This is a genomic window from Leucobacter exalbidus (assembly GCF_017834145.1).
GTDB classification, from domain to species: Bacteria; Actinomycetota; Actinomycetes; order Actinomycetales; family Microbacteriaceae; genus Leucobacter; species Leucobacter exalbidus.
The window spans coordinates 347,390-369,034 of the sequence record NZ_JAFIDA010000001.1; the positions used below are offsets into that span (position 1 = coordinate 347,390).

General features: G+C 63.8%; 19 protein-coding genes. 16 read left to right on the forward strand and 3 right to left on the reverse strand.

Features of this window, described 5'->3' with window-relative positions; all coding sequences use genetic code 11:
* The 3 genes from JOF28_RS01590 (at position 1) to JOF28_RS14775 (ending at position 4,611) form a co-directional block, all read left to right on the forward strand.
* Positions 1-1,482, forward strand: coding sequence for a nicotinate phosphoribosyltransferase (locus JOF28_RS01590; protein WP_209704168.1), 1,482 nt, complete (start codon positions 1-3; stop codon positions 1,480-1,482).
* Positions 1,479-2,156, forward strand: coding sequence for an NUDIX domain-containing protein (locus JOF28_RS01595; protein WP_209704169.1), 678 nt, complete (start codon positions 1,479-1,481; stop codon positions 2,154-2,156). Before JOF28_RS01590 ends, JOF28_RS01595 begins: the two co-directional genes overlap by 4 nt.
* A gap of 298 nt (positions 2,157-2,454) precedes the next feature.
* Entirely contained in the window at positions 2,455-4,611 is a 2,157-nt protein-coding gene (locus JOF28_RS14775) for an HNH endonuclease signature motif containing protein (protein WP_209704170.1), read from the forward strand.
* A 336-nt stretch (positions 4,612-4,947) separates the two neighbouring features.
* Here the strand turns inward: JOF28_RS14775 and rpsT are convergent, their stop codons facing one another.
* Entirely contained in the window at positions 4,948-5,208 is a 261-nt protein-coding gene (rpsT, locus tag JOF28_RS01605) for a 30S ribosomal protein S20 (protein WP_209704171.1), read from the reverse strand.
* Positions 5,209-5,343: 135 nt separating this feature from the next.
* Entirely contained in the window at positions 5,344-6,183 is an 840-nt protein-coding gene (locus JOF28_RS01610; protein ID WP_209704172.1) for an MOSC domain-containing protein, read from the reverse strand.
* A 79-nt stretch (positions 6,184-6,262) separates the two neighbouring features.
* On the opposite strand from JOF28_RS01610, the gene lepA reads away from it, so the two are divergent.
* The 12 genes from lepA to JOF28_RS01670 all read left to right on the forward strand — a co-directional run bounded on the left by lepA (position 6,263) and on the right by JOF28_RS01670 (position 17,600).
* Positions 6,263-8,116 (forward strand): translation elongation factor 4, encoded by a 1,854-nt coding sequence (lepA, locus tag JOF28_RS01615; protein WP_209704173.1) that lies wholly within the window; start codon positions 6,263-6,265, stop codon positions 8,114-8,116.
* Positions 8,113-8,772: a DUF1990 domain-containing protein gene (locus JOF28_RS01620; RefSeq protein ID WP_342452046.1), complete on the forward strand. Its 660-nt coding sequence runs from the start codon at positions 8,113-8,115 to the stop codon at positions 8,770-8,772. Before lepA ends, JOF28_RS01620 begins: the two co-directional genes overlap by 4 nt.
* Entirely contained in the window at positions 8,773-9,996 is a 1,224-nt protein-coding gene (gene hemW, locus JOF28_RS01625; RefSeq protein WP_209704174.1) for a radical SAM family heme chaperone HemW, read from the forward strand. It begins immediately after the preceding gene.
* Between the two features lie 83 nt (positions 9,997-10,079).
* Entirely contained in the window at positions 10,080-11,117 is a 1,038-nt protein-coding gene (gene hrcA / locus JOF28_RS01630) for a heat-inducible transcriptional repressor HrcA (RefSeq protein ID WP_209704175.1), read from the forward strand.
* Positions 11,118-11,161: 44 nt separating this feature from the next.
* Positions 11,162-12,271 (forward strand): molecular chaperone DnaJ, encoded by a 1,110-nt coding sequence (gene dnaJ, locus JOF28_RS01635; protein ID WP_209704176.1) that lies wholly within the window; start codon positions 11,162-11,164, stop codon positions 12,269-12,271.
* A gap of 4 nt (positions 12,272-12,275) precedes the next feature.
* Positions 12,276-13,055: a 16S rRNA (uracil(1498)-N(3))-methyltransferase gene (locus JOF28_RS01640; protein WP_209704177.1), complete on the forward strand. Its 780-nt coding sequence runs from the start codon at positions 12,276-12,278 to the stop codon at positions 13,053-13,055.
* A gap of 33 nt (positions 13,056-13,088) precedes the next feature.
* On the forward strand, positions 13,089-13,439 hold the full coding sequence (locus tag JOF28_RS01645; RefSeq protein ID WP_209704178.1) for an HIT domain-containing protein: 351 nt from the start codon (positions 13,089-13,091) through the stop codon (positions 13,437-13,439).
* 1 nt (position 13,440) lies between these two features.
* A complete protein-coding gene (locus tag JOF28_RS01650) occupies positions 13,441-14,523 on the forward strand; it encodes a PhoH family protein (RefSeq protein ID WP_209704179.1) in 1,083 nt (360 codons plus the stop codon).
* Complete coding sequence (ybeY, locus tag JOF28_RS01655) at positions 14,520-14,981, forward strand: rRNA maturation RNase YbeY (RefSeq protein ID WP_209704180.1); 462 nt, start codon at positions 14,520-14,522, stop codon at positions 14,979-14,981. The genes JOF28_RS01650 and ybeY overlap by 4 nt, the downstream gene beginning before the upstream one ends.
* A complete protein-coding gene (locus tag JOF28_RS01660; RefSeq protein WP_209704181.1) occupies positions 14,978-16,267 on the forward strand; it encodes a hemolysin family protein in 1,290 nt (429 codons plus the stop codon). The genes ybeY and JOF28_RS01660 overlap by 4 nt, the downstream gene beginning before the upstream one ends.
* Positions 16,267-17,163 (forward strand): GTPase Era, encoded by an 897-nt coding sequence (gene era / locus JOF28_RS01665; RefSeq protein ID WP_209706678.1) that lies wholly within the window; start codon positions 16,267-16,269, stop codon positions 17,161-17,163. Before JOF28_RS01660 ends, era begins: the two co-directional genes overlap by 1 nt.
* 41 nt (positions 17,164-17,204) lie before the next feature.
* Complete coding sequence (locus JOF28_RS01670) at positions 17,205-17,600, forward strand: DUF5684 domain-containing protein (protein ID WP_209704182.1); 396 nt, start codon at positions 17,205-17,207, stop codon at positions 17,598-17,600.
* Positions 17,601-17,672: 72 nt separating this feature from the next.
* Here JOF28_RS01670 and JOF28_RS01675 read toward each other — a convergent pair whose 3' ends face one another.
* Positions 17,673-19,568 (reverse strand): DUF2207 family protein, encoded by a 1,896-nt coding sequence (locus JOF28_RS01675; protein WP_209704183.1) that lies wholly within the window; start codon positions 19,566-19,568, stop codon positions 17,673-17,675.
* 196 nt (positions 19,569-19,764) lie between these two features.
* On the opposite strand from JOF28_RS01675, the gene leuA reads away from it, so the two are divergent.
* Positions 19,765-21,528 carry a 2-isopropylmalate synthase gene (gene leuA, locus JOF28_RS01680; RefSeq protein WP_209704184.1) on the forward strand — a complete coding sequence of 588 codons (1,764 nt, stop codon included), beginning with the start codon at positions 19,765-19,767 and terminating at the stop codon, positions 21,526-21,528.
* The last annotated feature ends 117 nt before the right edge of the window (positions 21,529-21,645 follow it).

A 21,645-nucleotide genomic window follows, 5' to 3' on the forward strand; every position in this document is an offset into this window, starting at 1 on the left:
ATGCTGAAGAATCGTTTCGCCCCGATCAAGGCGCTCATGCTCACCGATGTGTACAAGCTCGGCCACCGCGATGCCTACCTGCTCGCTGGTACCCCCGAGATTGTGTACTCCAACTGGACCAACCGCGGCAGCCGGGTAGAAGGCGTCGACGAGGTCATTCACTTCGGGCTCCAGGCGTTCTTGGGCAAACTCACTGACTGGTTTGAACCATTCTTTGCCGCCGATGAAGACGAAGTGTGCGCGCTGTACGAAGAGCGGCTGACGCAGATCCTCGGGCCCAACACGATCGGCTCCGCACACATTCGTGCGCTGCACCGCAAGGGGTACCTGCCGCTGACCTTCAACGCGGTTCCCGAAGGAACTGCGGTGCCGGTGCGCGTGCCGTCATTCACATTCGAGAACACCGACCCCGAGTTCTTCTGGCTTACCAACTACATCGAGACCATCATCTCCGCCGAAGTGTGGCAGCCCTCCACCTCTGCCACCATCGCCCACGAGTTTCGCAAGGTGCTCGAGGCCGGGTGCGCGCGCACGGGCGGAGACCCCGCAGCAATTGACTGGCAGGGCCACGACTTCTCCTTCCGCGGCATGTCCAGCCTCGAAACCGCTGCGGCATCTGGGGCGGGCCACCTGCTCTCCTTCACCGGCACCGACTCCCTGCCATCACTCGAGTGGATCGAAGACTTCTACGGCGGCGAGTACGTTGCAGGCAGCGTTCCCGCCACCGAGCACTCAGTGATGTGCACGGGCACCGCGGTGGTGGGGGAGCGCGAAATGTTCTCTCGGTTGATCGACCTGTACCCCACGGGTATTTTCTCCGTCGTCTCTGACACCTTCGACCTGTGGGAAGTGCTGACCGACTTCCTGCCCGCGCACAAAGCTCGCATCCTGGCGCGCGACGGCAAAATGGTGATCCGGCCCGATTCTGGGGATCCGGTCGATATTCTCTGCGGCACCGAGCCGCGCTTGGGCGCAGGGGTTACTCCGGCGCAAAAGGGCGTCATTGAACTGCTCTGGGACACCTTCGGGGGCACCACGAACGAGCTGGGCTACGCCGTGCTCGACTCCCACATCGGGGCCATCTATGGCGACTCCATCACGCGTGAGCGCGCCCAGCAGATCATCGACAGGCTCGCCGCTAAGGGCTTCGCCTCCACCAACGTAGTCTTCGGCGTGGGGTCCTTCACCTACCAATACAACACCCGCGACACCTTCCAGAGCGCGGTCAAGGCGACCTGGGCGCAGGTGGACGGCGTGGGATATGACCTGCAAAAGGATCCCGTCACCGACAGCGGCATGAAAAAAAGCGCACGCGGCCGGCTCGCGGTGACACGAGATGGGGCGGGCACCCTCACCCTGATCGAACAGGCCACCCCAGACCAAGAAGCCGCGAGCGAGCTGCGCGAGGTGTGGACCGACGGCGAGTTTGTGCGCAGGCAGAGCTTCGCCGAAGTGCGCGAGACGATGCGGAGCAACCGATGACTGACTGGGGGCAGCCGCTCGTTTCAGTCGATGTGCTGGCACTGCGGCGTGAATCGGGGGAGCTGCTGTACGCCACGCACGAGCGCAAGCTCGACCCCTTTGCCGGGCGCCTGGCGCTACCAGGGGTGCTGCTGCTCCCCGGCGAAAGCCTCGACGCGGCCGCACGCCGGGCCGTCTCGAGCAAGCTAGGTATCGCGACTGGAGCTGTGCGGGAGGTCGTGCAGTTCGGCGCCTTCGATGGCACCAACCGAGATCCCCGTGGCGCCACTATCTCGATTGGCCACCTGGTGCTGCTCGGTGTGCGGGGTGATGGTTTGGGTGTGGTGGATGATCGGGCTGGCCTGGGTGAGGCTGGCGGGTTGGGTGAAGCGCTCACCTGGTCACGCCTCGGCGGCGAACCGCTGGGGCTTCCCTTCGATCACGACCGCATCGCCAGCGCCGCAGCCGCCGAAGTCGCCCGCAGGCTCTGGGCTGACTGGGAGTTCACGCTCGCATTGTTTGGCGACGAATTTACCTCCAGTGAAGCGATCGCGATCACTCGACAGGTTGCTGGGCGGCTTCCGGCTCCCGAAACGAACCTGTCGCGCTGGTTAAAAGCCAGCGGAAGGGTTGAGAAGCTCGGGCTACGCGGGCGAGACACGGTGTGGGGGCGCTCGGCAGTACTCGAGGAGTGAGGAGTCCATCGAGTTGTGCCGGGTGGTGTCTGCTTCGCGGGCAGCTTTACCCTGGCCGCTACCGGGCTTGTTGCGGTAACTAGTGCCGGCACGGGGCTGCAGCCTCAGCTGGCTCTGCCATGGCATTAACGCTTTACCATTTAGCCGCCCCGGCTTCAGCCAAGTCATGGACATTTCCTAAGCTGAAGTAAACATGCTTCACTGAGGCGTCTTTTTGCGAGTGTCCCCTATGTTCTCCGCAAATGTGCGGGACATTCGTCAAAGCACGCCCCCTTGATGAAGCGCAAATGGCTGATCAGTGACCCGTTCAGTGGCCCGCTCGTCCCTGTCGATCTTAAATGTCGTAGGTGTGGTGTCTAATGGGGTTATGGCCACCACACGACGAGGTGCAGGTCACCTCAATAACGATCCAGGCAAACAGCCTGGGGGACGTCGTGCGGGCTCACGAGTACAGTTCGAGTTCACTCCTCCCGATGATGACGAGATACGTGAAGCGAAGCAGATACGCGAAGCATATGTGGCCGCATCGCAAGAAGTTACGATGCTTGAGGCGAGGAAAGCGAAACAGCTCGCTGATCTTCAAAAACTGGTCCTCGATCGCACTCAGATCGACAGTGAGATCAGTATCGGGTTACGGTCAAAGGCCGCTGATGTGGCCCTCGCGCTGGGGGTGAGTGACCGGCTGGTACTCAGGCATATGGGCGACGCATACGAACTCGTGTACGGCTACCCGGTGGTGTTCGCCGCGGTGGCGGAAGCTTCGATTACGATGGCGCACGCGAAAGTGATTATCGCCGAGGGCGGGGTCGTGGGCGAGACCGAACACGAATCTTATGAGACTCGGTGTGTGGAGATTGCGCAGGCTACGAGCCCGGCGAGGTCGCGGGACAAGGCGCGGCAGATCGCGCAGCACCTCACTCCTCACTCGGTTGATGAGCTTCATTATTTGGCGGCGGCGGAGCGGCAGGTGTGCCTGGTGGAGTTGCCGTACGGGATGGTGCAGATCATTGCGACGGTGCCGGCGGTGATCGGGTACAGCATTATCAATCGGCTCCACAAAACCGCGAAAGCGGCCAAGGCTCTCGATCTGGCACGAGCACCATCGACTTCGGCGGGTGGGGAGACGGTGGTGCAGGTGAAGCGCACGTTGGGGAATCGGCGGGCTGATATTTTCGCGGAACTCCTCCTCACTGGCGACGTCCCCCGCCCCAGCGCCGGCAACACCAGCAGCACCAACACATCAAATGGCAACAGCAGCGCCAACGGCACGGGGAACGCGAGCAGCGCCGGTAAGACCGGCACATCGAACACCACAGGCTCCACGAGTGAATCCCTCACGGGGGCGGTGATGGACGGCGGTGAGGGTGCCCAGGCGACGAACACGGGCGAAGCTTTTCTGGGGATTCAAGCGAACATCTCGATTGTGATCCCGGCCGGGGGCACAGCCACTCTCGAGGGATACGGGCCCATTGATACGGAAACGGCGCGGGCGTTCACCCAGATCGCCCCGGGATGGGACGCGATCTTCCTTTCCCCTGACGGTGAGGTGGTGGCGACGAGTAGGCGGCAGCCCACGGAAGCAATGCGGAGAACGTTGCGGGCAAGGGATCTGCATTGCCGGTTCCCGGGGTGCATAGTGCCGGTGGCATCGTGCGAGATCGACCACACGAAGGAATGGGCCAAGGGCGGCCCGACCACAATCACTAACCTTCAACATCTCTGCCCCGCCCACCATGCGTTGAAGCATCCCGATCTCCCGGTGCATGCGAAGTGGCGAGTGACTCAAACTCCAGAGGGAGTTCTGTGGTGGGCGAGCCCGACCGGGGCGGTGTACACCGATCATCCCGAACACAAACTCCACTTCCTGCCGGGTGGCGACCCTGGTGGAGAAGGCAACAACGACGATGGTGACAACGGCGGCGGTGATACCCCAAGCGGCGGCAACTCTGGCGGCGACAGACCCGAAAACCCCGGCCGAGGGGACAACTCTGGCCATGACGGGGAGGGCAATGTCGACGGGGGATTGAACAGCAGTGAGGACCTCACCGAAAACAGCAGTAGCTCGAATGCCAGCGGCAGCTCGAACGCCAGTAGTACCAGCAGCACCGGCACCGACGCCGACTATACCGATTCATGGGGCAGCATGAGGTGGAGAAGGTCTGAGAAGCCGGTGCACCTGAGTGAAGACCCCCTCTGTGTTTGCCCGATCTGCACGGCCAGCGAACGGGCCTCACGAAACATCGCAGCGATCGCCCGCAAGTCCGACTCGGCAGCCACACGCGATAACTGCACGGTAAGCGACACAGACACAGACACAGACACAGACACAGACACAGACACTGCGACCATGACCGCCACTGCGACCGCCAAAGCCCTCGCCGAAGCAGTCACCCGGGCAACCCAGGCTCTCACCAAAGCACACCGCAACACCACGTTCGAACCGCACGATATTTAAGCCACACGTCAGCGCCGCCGAGCAGCGCGGGTCAAGGCGCCGTCAGGGTATAGCCCCAAACGTGTCCGGGGTGGCGAGCCCAGAAGAACAGGGGTTTCAGCGCAGGCGTATAGCCCCTTTGTCGGCTACGGGCCTCAGTGCGCAGCGGAGCAGAGCAGCACAGCGGAGCAGAGCAGTAGAACAGGGGGAGCGCCAGAGGTAGAGAAGCGCCAGAGCCAGGGCCGGAGCCCGCGCCAGAACTAGAATCAGCGCAAGCACGCCCCTTCTGCAGCGTGCACCCGGGCACGCAAAAAAGGCCCCCGCCGAAGCGGGAGCCTTTCTTAAAACCGGTTCAGCTTAGAGAGCTGCAACCTTGGCTGCGAGGCCCGACTTGCGGTTCGCTGCCTGGTTCTTGTGGATAACACCCTTCGACACAGCCTTGTCCAGCTTGCGTGATGCAAGCTGCAGCTTCGCCTCGGCAGCAGCCTTGTCGCCCGAAGCGATGGCCTCGCGGGTTGCGCGGATTACGGTGCGCAGCTCGCTCTTGTAAGCACGGTTGCGCTCGGTAGCCTTGAGGTTGGTCTTGATGCGCTTGATCTGCGACTTGATATTTGCCACGTTAAGTGTGTCCTTAAAAAGGTAAAGATTGACGAATTGATTCCGAGGGGTGGAGAGGGCACCGTCTCGGGGTGTGTGGTTGTTATCCACACGCAAGTCAAGAACTCACTCTATCAGATGATCGTGGAAAATATGTCAGACGGCGCTGACCGTGTCACCGATCCGGATCACGCCGCCCGAGAAACCCGTGTCGAGCGCGCCCGGTACCGCGCCATCCTCACTCACGCCCGCGGGCAGCAGCAGTCGCCCCAGCTGCGGTTCTGCCATACCCAGTACCCCCGTGAGAGTGGTGAGCACCCGGGCATCACGCACCCCGGTGTCGGGGTTGGCGTGCGTAGCGAGGCAGCGTGCGATCGCGCCCTGCGGCGCAAACTCGACGTCGCCAATGCGAATCGGGCCGGTCCACGAGAGTTCCTCATTGGGGGAGAGCCCCTCGACAACGATGTTCGAACGAAACCTGCGATCGTCGATCGGCATCCCCAGCGCGTCGCCGAGCGCCTGCACGCTCGCCTCGCTGTGTACCGAAACAAACCCGCGCGCCCGATCCTGAAAACGTGACTGCACACCGTCGCCCACGAGCGCGAGCGGAAGCCGCCCCTCTCGCGTGAGTTTGCGCCCCTCACCCGACTCCAGCACGAACGTAGCCAAAGCATCGCTCAGAAGAGCGCGACCGGCCTCATCGAGCGCGGCCTCCACGAGGGTGTCTGCACCCAATCGCACGGTGACCCGCTGCGCGCTTTCATCGAACGTGAGGCGCAGCGGCGCGAGGGATGGAAAGTCTTGCAGCGCGAGACCCTTAGATTTGGGCCAGTAATCAAGCCCATTGCGGTCTTCGGGCACCGCGGCGTTGCCGAACCGAAAGGCCAGCACCCGGTCGCCGCGCACGCGCCCGTCAGGCAGGATCGTGAGGGAATCCACGGCTTCGGGGGTGAAACCTTTGACAGGGTATCTATAGAGCGCGACAACGTTGGCCATGTACTTATACTGCCAGTTCGACACCCTGAGGCGCGACGGGTGCCTCATTAGCAGCTGACGCATGCGATAATGGCCGGTAATGTCTCCTCGCAGTGTGAACCCCCCAGAGCCGGCGTCGACCGATCCCGCGAAGATCCGCAACTTCTGCATCATCGCGCACATCGACCACGGTAAGTCCACGCTCGCCGATCGCATGCTGCAGGTCACCGGTACGGTGCCCGAGCGCGAGATGCGTGCCCAATACCTCGACCGCATGGATATTGAACGTGAGCGCGGTATCACGATCAAGTCTCAGGCCGTTCGCATGCACTGGGATGTAGGGAGTGATTCCTACGCCCTGAACATGATCGATACCCCCGGTCACGTTGACTTCAGCTACGAGGTCTCTCGCTCGCTCGCCGCGTGTGAGGGAGCCATCTTGCTGGTCGACGCAGCTCAGGGGATCGAAGCCCAGACGCTCGCGAACCTCTACTTGGCCATGGAGAACGATCTTGAGATCATTCCCGTGCTCAACAAGATTGATCTGCCCGCCGCAGACCCCGAGCGGGTCGCGCGCGAGATCACCGACCTGATCGGCGGCAACCCCGACGATATTTTGAAGGTCTCGGGCAAAACCGGCGCCGGTGTTGAGGAACTCCTCGACTACGTCGTCAAGCGCATCCCCGCACCCGTGGGCGACGCGAACGCGCCTGCCCGCGCAATGATTTTTGACTCGGTCTACGACGCGTACCGCGGCGTGGTCACCTACGTTCGCGTGATCGACGGCAAGTTGTCGCCGCGCGAAAAGGTGATGATGATGTCAACGCTCTCAGATCACGAAGCGCTCGAGATCGGCGTATCTTCACCCGGTCCGACTCCCACCAAGGGGCTCGGCGTGGGCGAGGTCGGCTACCTCATCACCGGCGTGAAGGATGTGCGCCAGTCGAAGGTTGGCGACACCGTCACCGCAAAGCTGAAGCCCGCCGCCGAAGCGCTGCCTGGTTACACCGATCCCAAGCCGATGGTGTTCTCGGGCCTGTACCCGCTCGATGGCAGTGACTTCACCGTGCTGCGCGAGGCGCTCGACAAGCTGAAGCTTGAAGACGCTGCGCTGCAGTACGAGCCCGAGACGTCAGTCGCGCTCGGCTTCGGCTTCCGCTGCGGCTTCCTCGGTCTGTTGCACCTTGAGATCATCTCAGAGCGCCTGCGCCGTGAGTTTGACCTCGACCTGATCGCCACCGCGCCCAGCGTGGTGTACGAGGTCACCGCTGAAGACGGTAGCCAGATCACGGTCACGAACCCCTCTGAGTACCCCGACGGCAAGATTGCCAGCGTGAGCGAGCCTGTCGTGCGCGTCGCCATTCTCACGCCGAAGGATTACACCGGCACCATCATGGAGCTGTGCCAGTCGCGCCGCGGCACCCTGATGGGTATGGAGTACCTCGGCGAACGCGTGGAGCTGCGCTACAGCATGCCCATGGGTGAGATCGTGTTCGACTTCTTCGACCACCTGAAGAGCCGCACCCAGGGTTACGCCAGCCTCGACTATGAGCCCATGGGTGAGCAGACCGCTGACCTCGTGAAGGTCGACATTCTGCTGCAGGGCGAGCAGGTTGACGCGTTCAGCGCGATTGTGCACCGCGACAACGCCTACGCCTACGGCACGCTCATGACGGATCGCCTGCGCAAGCTGATTCCGCGCCAGCAGTTTGAGGTGCCGATTCAGGCAGCTATTGGATCGCGCATTATTGCCCGCGAAAACATTCGCGCCATTCGCAAGGATGTCCTTGCCAAGTGCTACGGTGGCGACATTAGCCGTAAGCGCAAGCTGCTTGAAAAGCAGAAGGAAGGCAAGAAGCGCATGAAGATGGTTGGTCGTGTCGAGGTGCCGCAGGAGGCCTTCATCGCTGCGCTTTCGGGCGACGTCGATGGCAAGGAAAGCGGCAAGAAGTGAACGCCGTAACGCCTCCCCGTCGCGGCAGCCATGTCGAGATGCCGGTCGCGTACGCCGCGGTGGGCGCCTCGAAGCTGCCCGACATCACTCGCTTTCCGCCCGCGGGCGCCACTCCGTATGAAGAGAGTGTGCGCCTCGGCAGCGGTCAGCCGCGCTTCCTCACGGCTTCGAGCCACCTGATGACCTGGGGCGCCCAGCGCGGCGCCGGGGTCACCGTGGAAGAGCTCGGCGGCGCCGACTCCGACACCTACACCGGCCCCGAGTTTGGTGTTGACGGTACACCCGAGGCCCCCGTCGAGCGCGAAGAGCACTTCGCGCCCGACGGCACCCCCTTCATCGCAGCGGGCGCCCGCGCCCGCATCACCCGCCCCGGGGCCACCCCCCGCGACGTACTCGTGATCTACACGATCAACGAGCCGCGTCGCGCCGGGTTTGCCTGGGGCACGAGTGACGCTGAAGGTGCCATTGGCGAGCAGTTGTTTCTCGTAGAGCACCGTGAAGACGACTCCGTGTGGGCCGTCGGCCGGGGCTTTTTGGCGCCGGCGAAGGTCGGGCTGTTTGGCCGTAAGGGCCGCAGTGACCTGCAGGTCGCGATCGATACGGTGACGAGCCAGCTCGAAGCGCTGCTGCCCGGCGCCGCACCCGAGGCCAGTTAAATGGCCGGTGCGCTCCCCGAAGGGGATCCGGCGCCCGAAGACGGTCTGCTGCCTGCAAGTGCAGCGGTCGGCAGCGATGAGCGTAACTTCGGCGTATATGTGCACGTGCCGTACTGCCGCGTGCGCTGCGGGTACTGCGACTTCAACACCTACACCGCGCAAGAACTCGGCGGCACCAGGCAGAACGACTACGCCGAACAGGCAGCCTGGGAGCTCAGCTTCGGCGCCGATGTGCTGCGGCGCTCGGGCGTTGCCGAACGCCAGGTATCGACGGTGTTCTTTGGGGGTGGCACGCCGACCCTGCTGCCCGCGACCGACCTTGCCCTGATGCTGCAGCGCATCAAGGACGAGTGGGGTCTCGCACCGGGCGCCGAGGTGACCACCGAAGCGAACCCTGATTCGGTGGATGCCGCGTATCTCGCGACCCTCGCCGAGGCCGGGTTTACCCGCGCCAGTTTCGGCATGCAATCGGCGGTGCCGAGCGTTTTGGCGACCCTTGATCGCACGCACACCCCCGAGCGCGTGCCGCTCGTCACTGGGTGGGCGCGCGACGCGGGTCTGCAGGTGAGCGTCGATCTGATCTATGGCACGCCGGGGGAGACGCTCTCTGATTGGGAGCGGTCGATCGATGCGGCGCTGGCCACGAATCCCGACCACATTTCGGCCTACGCGCTGATTGTCGAGCGCGGCACGAAGCTCGCCGCCCAGATTCGCCGCGGCGAGGTGCCCGAGCCCGATGAAGATCTACACGCCGAAATGTACGAGCTCGCCGACGCACGCTTTCGTGAGGCCGGCCTGTCGTGGTATGAGATCAGCAACTGGTCGCGCACGCCCGAAACACGCTCGAGCCACAACCTGTCGTACTGGACCGGCGAAGACTGGTGGGCGGCGGGCCCCGGCGCGCACAGCCACGTGGGTGGCGTGCGCTGGTGGAACGTGAAGCACCCCGGTGCGTACGCCCAGCGCGTGGCCGCGGGCGTTTCGCCCGCACACTCGCGCGAATTGCTCACCGACGCAGCCAGGCTTGAGGAGCGCGTGTTGCTCGAGACCCGGATCGCCGACGGCCTGCCAATTGAACTTTTGGGGCCTGAGGGACGCCGGGCAGTGCCCGAGCTGATTGCGAGCGGCCTGATTGACGGTCGCGCTGCCATCGGTGGTCGGGTGGTACCGACCCTGCAGGGCCGGCTGCTTGCCGACACTGTGGTGCACCGGCTGCTGGAGTGACCGAGATTTGCTCTTTGGTATCGACCAGGTGCTCTGCGATAGACTTAGCACTCGTAAACAGCGAGTGCTAGGAGGATGGGTCGATGGTCTCTGAACGTAGCCTCGCTGTGCTCCACGCAATCGTGGGCGATTACGTCTCTTCGAACGAACCCGTTGGCTCAAAAGCCATCGTCGATCGGCATGAGTTTGGGGTGTCGGCCGCGACGATTCGCAACGACATGGCCCTGCTCGAAGAGAATGAGCTGATCGCCCAGCCGCACACCTCATCTGGGCGCGTGCCCACCGATAAGGGGTACCGGCTGTATGTCGATACCCTCGCGAGGATCCGGCCGCTTTCAGGTTCGCAAAAATCAGCCATCGAGCGATTTTTGGGTGAATCCAGCGACCTCGACGATGTGATGGGGCGCACAGTGCGCATGCTCTCGCAGCTGACCAATCAGGTCGCTGTTGTGCAGTATCCTTCACTGCGCGCCACCGTTGTGCGTCACATCGACCTCGTCGCCATTGGCGAAGATCGCGTGTTGTGCGTGCTGATTCTGGGCACGGGAGTGGTCGAGCAGCAGCTCGCTTGGTTGCCGGCAACGCGGGTCACCGAGGCCTGGGTGCACGGGCTGCGCTCGCGCATCGCTGAAGCAGTGGTGGGCGGCGACGTCGAATCTGGTGTCGCTGCCGTGAGCGCGCTGCTTGAGACAGTTGGCGAGTGGGCCGAGCCCGCAGAGGCCACCGTCGTTGAGCGCGTGATCGAGGTGGTGCGCAGTCAGCTGCAAGCCAACCGCAGCGATCGCATTGCCGTGGCCGGTGCCGCAAATCTCACCCGCATCGATGCTTTCGCCGGCTCACTGCCGGGCGTGCTCGACGCGATTGAAGAGCAGGTCACCCTGCTGCGATTGTTTGCCGAGCTCGCGCAAGAGGGCCGCACCGTGGCCGCATCCATCGGCCGCGAGAACGCGCCGTATGGGCTCTCCACCGCCTCGGTGATTGCGTCTCGATACGAAGACGCGGGGGACTCCTCGAAACTCGGGGTGCTTGGCCCCATGCGCATGGATTACGCGGGAAATATTGCCGCCGTACGCGCTGTTGCTAGATATTTGAACCAAATCTTGGGCGAGGACTCAGCATGATTCCCTCGTCACATGACCGTTACAACCACTGAGGAGCTAGGCCTGTGGCCGATCACTACGAAACCCTCGGAGTCTCGCGCGAAGCGACCCCAGAAGAGATCAAGAAGGCATACCGCAAGCTGGCACGTCAGCTGCACCCCGATGTAAACCCCAGCGAGGAAGCCTCAGAGCGATTCAAGGGTGTCACGCACGCCTATGACGTCTTGAGCGATGCCGAGCAGCGTCAGAACTATGACATGGGTGGCCAGGGCGGTCAGGGTGGCGCTGGCGGCTTCGGTGACATCTTCGAAACCTTCTTCGGCAGTGGCGGCTTCGGTGGCGGTGGCCAGCGCGGCCCGCGCCCGCGCGCCGAGCGGGGCGAAGACGCGATGATTCGTGTCGACGTCAGCCTGCAAGACGTAATGTTTGGCGTGCAGCGCGACGTCACCGTCAACACGGCCGTCTTGTGTGATGTGTGCCAAGGAAGCAGCTGCCAGCCCGGCACTCACCCCGTAACCTGTGACGTGTGCAACGGTCACGGCCAGGTGCAGCGCCAGGTGCGCTCGCTGTTTGGCAACGTGGTCACCATGCACCCTTGTGGCAGCTGCCAGGGCTATGGCACGGTCATCGAGAACCCCTGCGTCGAGTGTGGCGGCAAGGGTCGCGTGCGCGAGCGCCGCACCATCCCCATTGATATTCCCTCTGGCATCGACACCGGCACGCGGTTGCAGCTGCGCGGCGGCGGCGAGGTGGGCCCCGGTGGTGGGCCCAACGGCGACCTGTTCATCGAGTTCCGCGTCGTGCACCACGATGTATTCAGCCGAGATAACAACGACCTGCTGTGCACCATGCAGGTATCGATGACCGACGCGATCTTGGGCGTCGAGGCCAAACTTGACGGCATTGACGGGCTGCTCGAGGCCGACGTGCCCGCGGGCACCCAATCGGGCGACATCATCACGGTGCGCGGCCGCGGTATTCAGGGGCTGCGCTCCACCACCCGCGGCGATGTCAAAATTGCCGTGCAGGTCACTACCCCCGCAAAACTTTCGGGCCGCGAAAAGGACCTCGTGCGGCAGCTCGCTGCCTTGCGCGGCGAAGAGAAGCCGTACCTGGGCGAGTTCCAGCAGGGGCTCTTCGGCAAGCTGCGCGACCGATTCTTCAAGGGCAACTAGGCGCATGGCAAACCTGTACTACGCGGAGCAACTCGCCGAGGCACCGCTCGCACCCGGCACCGTGGTTGAGGTGACGGGTGACGAGGCGCACCACGCAGTACGGGTGAGCCGGCTGCGCACCGGCGAACGCATTTTGATCGGCGATGGCCAGGGCCGCATCGGTGAGGGCGAGGTCGAAACCGCCGAACGCGATCGCTTTACGGTGCGACTCGACACGGTGCACGAGGCGGCAACGCCCGCGCCCGCCTTGGTGCTCGTGCAGGCGCTCGCGAAGGGCGACCGCGATGAGCGCGCCATCGAACAGGCGACCGAATTTGGCGTCGACGCGATCGTGCCCTGGCAGGCCAACCGCTCGGTGTCGCGGTGGAATGGCAGCGGTGATAAGGCCGAGCGCGGCTGCGAGAAGTGGCAGCGGATCGCCCGGGAGGCCGCGAAACAGTCGCTGCGACCGCGCATTCCGGGTGTACGCCCGCTCACCAGCCTCGCGGGGCTGTGCGAGCTCGCAGCCCTCCCAAGCACCGAGGTGATTGCCCTGCACCCGCGCGGTAATCACCCGCTCAGCGCGTGGGTGAGCGCGCACGCCGCGACCCTGAACGGAGGTGCGGGCGGTGCACACGAGGTTGTCGTGGTGGTGGGCCCTGAGGGGGGTTTTTCTGATACCGAACTTGACCGGCTTGAAGCGGCCGGCGCGCAGATCGCCGTGCTCGGCGAAACCGTGCTGCGCACCTCGTCGGCCGGCCCCGCAGCCCTCGCTGTGCTGAACGTCGCGCTCGGTCGCTGGTAGCCCGCCCCAAGCAGGCTGCTCTAAACTAGCGCTATGGCAAAAGAGACGGTGTTCGCAAAGATCGTGTCAGGCGAGATCCCAGTGCAGATCCTCGCTGAGACGGAGCGCTTAATTGCGTTCCCCGATATGAGCCCGCAGGCTCCCGTACACATTTTGGTGATCCCTAAATCGACGGCGTACGAGAACGTCACCGAGCTTGCCGCGGCCGAGCCCGAAACGCTCGCCGAGATGATTCAGGTTGCACAGCAGCTGGCAGACGAGCACGCCGGGGGAGAGTATCGCTTGATTTTCAACACCGGCGCTGGCGTCGGCCAGACCGTGTTCCACGTGCACGCGCACGTACTCGCGGGCAACCTCGAGGAGAGTTCGCTCATTGGATCCTGATATGCAGGCTCCGCACTCAGACGCGCCGCAACTGCAGCGCACGGTACTTCTCGAGGGCGTTGACCTGGGCTCATTGCTCGGGCACCGCGACCGACTCGTCGGTGACCTCGAACGCCACCACCCCGGGGTGAACTTTCACGTGCGCGATCAGGTGCTCACGATGCGCGGCCCCGTGGCGAAGGTGCGCGCCGCTGAGCTGGCCGTCGGTGAGATCGTGAAGCTCGCGCGGGGCAGCGGTGCCGTGTCAGCGAACGACGTGAGCGAAATCACCCGCATGGTGCGCGAGGGCAACGGCCCAACCGCCGCCCAAGCGCTCAGCACCCCCATTGTCACCGTGCGCGGCCACTCGGTTCGCCCGCAGACGCGTGGTCAACGTGCCTATGCCGACGCCATTGACGAACACACGATCGTGTTTGGGGTGGGCCCCGCGGGCACCGGTAAAACCTACCTCGCCATGGCCAAAGCGGTGCAGGCACTGCAGCGGCGTGAAGTTGCAAAGATTATTTTGACCCGCCCTGCCGTCGAGGCGGGAGAGCGGCTGGGCTATCTCCCTGGTTCACTCGAAGATAAAATTGACCCGTACTTGCGGCCGCTGTTTGATGCGATCGGCTCGCTGATGGACATCGATGTGGTGCCGAAGCTGCTGGCCAGCGGCACCATCGAGGTGGCCCCGCTCGCATATATGCGCGGACGTACCCTGAACGAAGCCTTCATTGTGCTCGACGAGGCACAGAACACCACACCCGAGCAGATGAAAATGTTTCTGACCAGGCTCGGGTACGGTTCGAAAATGGTTGTCACGGGCGACCTCACCCAGGTGGATCTGCCGATCGCCTCGAGTGGGTTGCGCATCGTGAGCCAGATTCTTGACGGCGTCGATGACGTGCACTTCGCATACCTCGACTCCGACGACATCGTGCGCCACAGTCTCGTGGGCCGCATCGTTGATGCGTACAGCGCCTATGACGAACGGCGCACGGCGCAGCAGCAACAGGACCCGCGCCGACAGCCGGCTCAGAACCACCCATCACAACCATTACGGGGCAACCAAGGCCCCGAAAACGCCCAGGGAGGGTCACGATGACCGTCGAGATCAACAACGAGTCGGACATCGAAATTGAAGAGGTGCGCATTCAGCGCCTCGCAGCCTTCGTGCTCGAATCCATGCATGTGCACCCGTCGACCGAGCTCGGTGTGATGCTGGTGAACGAAGATGCGATCGCGCAACTGCACGTGCAGTGGATGGATCTGCCCGGGCCCACCGACGTACTCAGCTTCCCGATGGATGAATTGCGCCCCGGCCGTGCCGACGCGCAGACCCCCGCAGGCCTGCTGGGCGACATCGTGATCTGCCCGCAGATCGCCCAGGCACAGGGTGAGGCCGCAGGCCACGACCTGGCACAGGAAGTATCGGTGCTGCTGACTCACGGCATGCTGCACCTGCTCGGCTACGATCACGCCGCGCCCGATGAGGAGGCAGAAATGTTTGGATTGCAGCGCGATTTGCTGCTCTCCTTCGCCATGCACGAGCGTTCACGTTGAGTCTCTCGCTCGTATTCGTACTGCTGGGGGCCGCAGTCTTGCTGCTCAGCGCGGGCGGCCTCCTCGCGGCCGCTGACGCTGCCCTCGGAGTGCGTTCACGAGCAGAACTGGTCACACTTGCCGACGAATCTCCCCGCACGGGCCGCGCCATTCGGGCGATTGCCGAAGACGAGGGGAGGCACCTCGAGGCGATCGGATTCGCCCGTGTGCTGGCCGAAACGATCTCGGCGGTCTTGATTACTCTCGTGCTTGCGTATTCGCTTGAGGCGCTGTGGCTTGAACTCATCCTTGCGACGCTCGTGATGACCGCGACCACGTTCGTGCTCGTAGGATCAAGCCCCCGCACGGTGGGAAACCACCACCCCGATGCGGTGATTCGGTTTGCGGCACCTGCGATGCGCGCGGTGCGGGTATTGCTGGGCCCCATCGCCACGGCGCTGATGCGCTTTGGCAACCGGGTCACCCCGGGGCGCGCCGCAGGGCGTGCTCACATTCGCGATGAGCAGCAGCTCCTCTCGATGGTGGATCAGGCCGCTGAGCAAGAGCTCCTCGAAGACGACGACCGAGAGTACATTCACTCGCTCGTCGAATTCGGTGACACCCTCGTGCGCGAGGTGATGGTGCCGCGCATTGACATGGTCACTCTGTCGAGCGATCTGCCGGTACGCGAAGCACTCGAGCAGATGCTCGCCTCACGGCACTCACGCGTACCCGTCATCGCGGGCGACGTAGATGACGTGGTGGGCGTCGTGTATCTGCGAGACGCGAGCGGCTTCATGCTGCGACGCGCTGAGGAAGCCGAGACCGCTGCGGTGACTCGCATCGCAAAGCCGGCCATCTTTGTGCCCGAGCTGCAGCGAGCTGACAGCCTGCTGCGCCAGATGCAGCGTGACGCCAACCATCTTGCGTTGGTCGTTGATGAGTACGGTGGCATCTCTGGGCTCGTGACCCTTGAAGACCTGATCGAAGAACTGCTGGGCGAGATTAACGACGAGCACGACCGAGATCTCCCCGAGGTGACCGCGCAAACAGACGGCTCGTATATGGTGAGCGCACGGCTGAGCGTGGAACAACTCGGTGAACTTTTCGACATCGAACTTGATGACGACGAAGTAGACACTGTGGGTGGTCTGGTTGCAAAGGAACTGGGTCGCCTCCCCGATGCGGGCGACACCGTCGTGGTATCGGGAATTGAACTTATTGCAGTGGGCGTCATGCGCAAACTGCAGCGTCTCACAACTGTTGAGGCGCGTTGGGTGGGAGTGCCCGAGGAAAAGGACGAATGATGAACGAGGAACAGAATTTGCGGGCGGGGTTTGTCTCATTCGTGGGTCGCCCCAACGTGGGGAAGTCAACTCTCACCAACGCGCTTGTTGGCGAGAAGGTTGCGATCACGAGCCCGAAGCCGCAGACCACGCGTCGCGCGATCCGGGGCATTGTGCACCGCGAAGATGGCCAGCTCATCATTGTTGACACCCCGGGTATTCACCGCCCGCGCACCCTACTGGGTGAGCGGCTGAACGCGCTCGTTGAAGCGACGCTTGGCGACGTCGATGTGATCGGCTTCTGCGTGCCCGCCAACGAAAAGCTCGGCCCGGGCGACCGCTTCATTAACGATCGTCTCGAAGATTTTCCGCGTGCCAAGAAGGTCGCGATTCTCACCAAGGTCGACGAGGCCTCGAAGACCGAGATCATCGATCAGCTCACCCGCCTGGGCGAGCTGCGTGAGTGGGATGCGATCGTGCCTATCTCGGCCGTCACCGATGAGCAGCTCGACGTGCTCTCTGACGTGCTGCTGTGCATGATGCCGCACTCGCCGATGCTCTATGAGAGCGATCAGACGACCGACGAGAACGAAGACGACCGCATCGCTGAGCTCATTCGCGAGGCGACCCTCGAGGGCGCCCGCGAAGAGCTGCCGCACTCGCTCGCAGCGAGCGTCGATGACCGCGAAGAACGCGAAGATGGCCTGCTCGCCATCTACGGCTCGATCTATGTTGAGCGCGACAGCCAGAAGGGCATCGTGATCGGCAAGGGCGGGTCGCAGCTGCGCAGCTCGGGCGAACGCGCCCGGCACGAGATTGAGAAGCTGCTGGGGCGCCGCGTGTTCCTGTCGCTGCGCGTTAAGGTGATGAAGGAGTGGCAGCGCGACCCGAAGGCGCTGGGTAAGCTGGGCTTCTAAACTTTCTTAGCGCGTGCGCGACATCCAACGGAGGACACACCATGTTAGCGATCGATAGCATCACCGACCAGGCCGAACTCAACACGCTCTTTGCGTTGAACGGCACCTCTGGCATATTCGCGCTGATCGTGTATGTGATCGTCGCCATTGGTCTGTGGAAGGTCTTCACCAAGGCCGGGTACCCCGGGATCCTCGCGATCATTCCGATCGTGAACATGTTCGTGCTCGTGAAGGTTGCGGGTTACTCGGCATGGATGACGCTGCTCTACATTATTCCGCTGGTGAACATCGTGTTCGCGATCTTCGTTGCCATTCGCACGGGCGAACGATTTGGCAAGGGCGGGCTGTTCTCGATCGTGCTGCTCTGGCTGTTCCCGATGATCGGTTACCTGATCTTGGGCTTCGGTAGCGCAACCTACCGCCCGCGCACCCGCTAAGCCCCGCACGCTGTCTGACGCAGAAAGCCCCAGTTCACTGAACTGGGGCTTTCTGCGTCAGTGGGGCGAGAGCTACCTGCCGCCCGAGAATCCGCCACCCCCGCCGCCGCCGGCGAAACCTCCGCCGGTTGATCCGCCCGAGCTGCTCGCGGTGTAGCCCGCAGCCGAGGTGAACGTGGACGTGAACTGCGAGATGGTGCTTTCGAGCGCGCTGCCGACGCCGATGAGGCCCACGGCGCCCGTGCCCGCCACCCAGTGGGGTGCGAAGCTCGCGCCCTGCGGCGTCGCTTCATACTGCACCTCAAGCGCGCGCGTCCACTCCTTCTCCATCCCAAACAGCATCGCGTAGGGCAGCAGCCGCTCGTACAGCTGCACGACCGACGCGTCGCCGGCCGGCAGCCGTTCGGCACCCGTCACCGACTGCAGCATCGCAATGCGATCGGCCTCGGCCACGCGAATAAACTCGCGCACGCCCAGCAAATACTCGCGGGCCTCGGCGCCCTGCGCGGTGAACACCCGGTGCCGCTTGACGCCGATGACGGCGAGCACGACGGCGACGATCTCGACGAGAATAGCCGCGAATGCGAGCGGACTTTCGCGCTGCCCGATCGCGACGCATCCGAGCGCGAACGCGGCGGCGGTGAGCGCCAGCCCCGCCACACCCAACACGCGGCCCACCGCAGAGTACACGCGCGTGACGTACCCGCGCTTGAACGCCGCAGCGCGCCCGTCGCTGCGCAGTTTCTCCATGCGGCTCGCAAACTTCTCGCTCTTGCGCGGTACCTCAAATACGGTGCCGGGCACAGCCGAACTAAACACCCGCGCCACCGTGGCGTGATCGAGCGGCTCTTCTGCAACCGCCGGATCCACCAACCGCAAACGCGGCCGCTGTTTCTTCGGTCTCACGAGGGTGCCATCTGGCTTGCTCTCGAGCTCGATTCTGAGGGCGCCCGTGACCGCGAGATGCACGATCTGAGCAGGCACGGGATGGGGCGAGGTGCCCGCAAGCTCGGCGGCAAGCAGCGGGGGCCATTGCCTGGGCACGTCGTACTGCGCGACGATCGTGCCGCGGTGCACGCGCCGCTTCCGGCGCATACGCATCACGCTCACGCACGCGGCGGCGCTCAGCAGGAGGCCCGCGCCAGCGATCAGCAGGGGAGCGATGTCGAGAGCGAAACTGGGCAGCCGCGCCGCCGGTTGGGTCACCGCGCCCGGCGCGAGCCCGATCGCGACCGTGACGCCCTCGCGCGCCTCGAGCGTGAGCGGGGCCACGCTCCAGGTCGCCGCGGCCGGGTTGAAAGGTTCTGCGCCCGCTGATCCGGATCCGCGTTCGATCACACACTCAGCGTCAGAGCCCGCGGCACCCGCGTAGCAGCGCGCGTCGCCCGAGAGTTGCTCGGCGAGCGCGGCATCAAAGGTGACCTCGGCCGAGAACGAATCGACCTGCTGCGCGTGTTCGAAATCCAGCAGATCCCAGTAGAACTCGTCGCGGGCGCCGTCATCGCGGGCGAGAATGACGTCGCTGAGCGTGTAGCTGATAACGACGGTGTGCACGCCGTGCAGATAGCGGTCATCGCCCGTGAGCACCGCGGTGAAGCCGTCATCGTGTTCGATTTCGAAGGGCACCGCGTCGCCCGCAACGTCGGTGACGGTGAAGTCCCTGGGCGACAGGGGCGCCCCCTCGTAGCGGCCGGGAATGCCGCGCACGAGACCGCGGTTCTGATCGTGATCTGGGAACCTTGCGGTGATGGTCTCGGTGAAGCGCGCAGTGGCGCGGCCCTCGTCGTTGACACCAATGTCGGCGGCAACGTGCCAGCGGTCATAGCTGAAATTCTGCACGTCGGCGTGCGCGGGCCGTGCGGTGAGCGCCTGCCAGGCACCCGAGAGCAGCAGGGCACACAGCAGCGCGACCGCGAGTGCGATAATGCGCGCGGTGGGTGCGGGGGAGTGTGGCGAGTGAGCGACCATGTCTTCTACGCTAGCGGTGCGTGCAAGACGGCGCGTGTCACGGGCGCGTCTTTCGCCAGCAGCCGTGTGCTAGATTGAAACCATGCTCTTCGGTACGCTCCTTCTTAGCTGCCGCGACGAGGCCTAACCACATCGGCCGTCCTCGTCGCGGTGTTCGTGTTTGGCTGAAAACCCCAAAGATGAGAAAGACGAGTCAATGAAGAACACGCAGCAGCCCTCAGGAATGCCGTTCCACCGGTACCGTCCCTACCACGAGATCATCCCGGTAGATCTGCCCGACCGCACCTGGCCGTCGAAGCGCATTGAGAAGGCCCCGCGCTGGTGCGCCGTCGACCTGCGTGATGGCAACCAGGCGCTGATCGATCCGATGAGCCCTGAGCGCAAGCGCGTCATGTTCGATCTGCTCGTGAAGATGGGCTACAAAGAGATCGAGGTGGGCTTCCCCTCGGCAAGCCAGACCGACTTCGACTTCGTGCGCCAGCTGATCGAAGAAGACGCGATCCCCGATGACGTCACCATTCAGGTGCTGACGCAGGCGCGCGAGCACCTGATCACGCGCACCTACGAATCGATCATCGGTGCCAAGCAGGCCATCGTGCATCTGTACAACTCGACGAGTGTGCTGCAGCGCGACGTCGTGTTCCGTCAAGACCGCGAGGGCATCAAGCAGCTCGCCATCGAGGGCGCCAAGATGTGCCGCGCGAGCGAGCACATTTGCGCTGGCACTGAGGTCTTCTACGAGTACTCACCCGAGTCGTACACCGGCACCGAGCTGGAATACGCGCTCGAGGTATCGAACGCCGTCATCGAGATCTTCGAGCCGACCCCCGATCGCAAGGTCATCATCAACCTGCCCGCCACGGTAGAGATGTCGACCCCCAACGTTTACGCCGACTCGATCGAGTGGATGAGCCGTCGGTTGAACCACCGTGAGAACGTGCTGCTGTCGCTGCACCCGCACAACGACCGTGGTACGGGCGTTGCCGCGGCCGAGCTGGGCTACCTCGCGGGCGCCGACCGCATCGAAGGCTGCCTCTTCGGTAACGGTGAGCGCACCGGTAACGTCGACCTCGTTGCGCTGGGCATCAACATGTTCACGCAGGGCATCGACCCGCAGATCGACTTCTCGCGCCTCGATGAGGTGCGTCGCACGGTGGAGTACTGCAACCAGCTGCGCGTCCCGGAGCGCAGCCCTTGGGCTGGCGACCTCGTCTACACGGCATTCTCGGGTTCGCACCAGGATGCCATCAAGAAGGGCTTCGAGCGCATGGCGCAGGATGCCGAGGCCGCAGGCGTGAGCGTCGACGAGATCGAGTGGGCCGTGCCGTACCTGCCCGTTGATCCCAAGGATCTCGGCCGCTCGTACGAAGCTGTGATTCGCGTGAACTCGCAGTCGGGTAAGGGCGGCGTCGCGTACCTGCTCAAGACCGACCACAACCTCGACCTGCCGCGCCGGCTGCAGATTGAGTTCAGCGCCGTCGTGCAGAACGTCACCGACAGCGAGGGCGGCGAGGTGTCGAGCGACGCCATCTGGACCATCTTCCAAGATGAGTACCTGCCCGCCGCTTCGCCCGAGTCTGATCGTTGGGGCCAGTACGAACTGTTCCGCACCGCATCAACGAGTGCCGGCGACGGCGTCACCGAGCTCAATGTTGACTACCGCGCGGGTAGCGACGATCGTCAGCTCACCGCACGCGGTAACGGCCCCGTAGATGCCTTCATCAACGGCCTCAATGCGAACGGCCACACCGTCACCCTGTTCGATTATGTCGAGCACGCGATGAGCTCGGGCGGCGACGCGGTTGCCGCCTCGTACGTTGACCTCGAGGTTGACGGCCAGCGCCTGTGGGGCGTCGGTATCGATGCCGACACTAGCAGGGCGACGCTGAAGGCGATTGTCAGCGCGGTCAACCGTGCCGTGCGCAACAGCGCACCCGAGAAGGTCGCAGCCGCTGTCTAACTAGCTGCATTATCAGCCCCGGCGCCAGCAGAAGCTGGTGCCCGAGTTGGGCTGAAAACCCGTCGCCGCGCCGCCCATTCGTACTTTTGTTCGAATGCGCGGCGCGGCGACGTTTGT

What these genes read in the sequence shown, in the direction of transcription:
- JOF28_RS01590 (WP_209704168.1), top strand. Translation starts at nt 1, where the DNA reads ATGCTGAAGAATCGTTTCGCCCCGATCAAGGCGCTCATGCTCACCGAT.
- JOF28_RS01595 (WP_209704169.1), top strand. Translation starts at nt 1,479, where the DNA reads ATGACTGACTGGGGGCAGCCGCTCGTTTCAGTCGATGTGCTGGCACTG.
- JOF28_RS01610 (WP_209704172.1), bottom strand. Translation starts at nt 6,183, where the DNA reads ATGGCCAACGTTGTCGCGCTCTATAGATACCCTGTCAAAGGTTTCACC.
- lepA (WP_209704173.1), top strand. Translation starts at nt 6,263, where the DNA reads ATGTCTCCTCGCAGTGTGAACCCCCCAGAGCCGGCGTCGACCGATCCC.
- hemW (WP_209704174.1), top strand. Translation starts at nt 8,773, where the DNA reads ATGGCCGGTGCGCTCCCCGAAGGGGATCCGGCGCCCGAAGACGGTCTG.
- hrcA (WP_209704175.1), top strand. Translation starts at nt 10,080, where the DNA reads ATGGTCTCTGAACGTAGCCTCGCTGTGCTCCACGCAATCGTGGGCGAT.
- JOF28_RS01640 (WP_209704177.1), top strand. Translation starts at nt 12,276, where the DNA reads ATGGCAAACCTGTACTACGCGGAGCAACTCGCCGAGGCACCGCTCGCA.
- JOF28_RS01645 (WP_209704178.1), top strand. Translation starts at nt 13,089, where the DNA reads ATGGCAAAAGAGACGGTGTTCGCAAAGATCGTGTCAGGCGAGATCCCA.
- JOF28_RS01650 (WP_209704179.1), top strand. Translation starts at nt 13,441, where the DNA reads ATGCAGGCTCCGCACTCAGACGCGCCGCAACTGCAGCGCACGGTACTT.
- ybeY (WP_209704180.1), top strand. Translation starts at nt 14,520, where the DNA reads ATGACCGTCGAGATCAACAACGAGTCGGACATCGAAATTGAAGAGGTG.
- era (WP_209706678.1), top strand. Translation starts at nt 16,267, where the DNA reads ATGAACGAGGAACAGAATTTGCGGGCGGGGTTTGTCTCATTCGTGGGT.
- JOF28_RS01670 (WP_209704182.1), top strand. Translation starts at nt 17,205, where the DNA reads ATGTTAGCGATCGATAGCATCACCGACCAGGCCGAACTCAACACGCTC.
- JOF28_RS01675 (WP_209704183.1), bottom strand. Translation starts at nt 19,568, where the DNA reads ATGGTCGCTCACTCGCCACACTCCCCCGCACCCACCGCGCGCATTATC.
- leuA (WP_209704184.1), top strand. Translation starts at nt 19,765, where the DNA reads ATGAAGAACACGCAGCAGCCCTCAGGAATGCCGTTCCACCGGTACCGT.